The organism is Gemmiger formicilis (assembly GCF_016901605.1).
Lineage (GTDB): Bacteria > Bacillota > Clostridia > Oscillospirales > Ruminococcaceae > Gemmiger > Gemmiger formicilis_B.
The window spans coordinates 1-359 of sequence record NZ_JACJKP010000514.1; the positions used below are offsets into that span (position 1 = coordinate 1).

Consider the following 359-nt stretch of genomic DNA (forward strand, 5'->3'; position numbering starts at 1 on the left):
TGGCAAGCGGTACGGCTTTACACTGGACACGCCCATCAAAGACTTCAGCAAAGAGGCCTTGCATGCGCTGTTGTACGGTACCGGTGAAGAGCGTATAGAAATGCAGCGCGAAAGTATGTTTGGTTCCGGCACGTATTACAATCAGTTCGAAGGTCTTATTCCCAACCTGGAGCGCCGCTTCCGGGAGACCAGCAGTGAATGGGTAAAGGAAGAAATCGCCCAGGTTATGTCCAGTGAAGAATGCCCCGCTTGCCATGGCCGCAGACTGAAACCGACCAGCCTGGCGGTGACTGTCGGCGGAATCAATATTGCGGATTTCTGCGATAAAAGTGTCAGCGAGGAACTGGAATTCATCAAGA

The 359-nt window shown here is 52.4% G+C and carries 1 pseudogene; it reads left to right on the plus strand.

The features are described from left to right. A pseudogene (locus H6B10_RS15710) lies at nucleotides 1-359 on the plus strand (excinuclease ABC subunit UvrA); the annotation flags it as partial.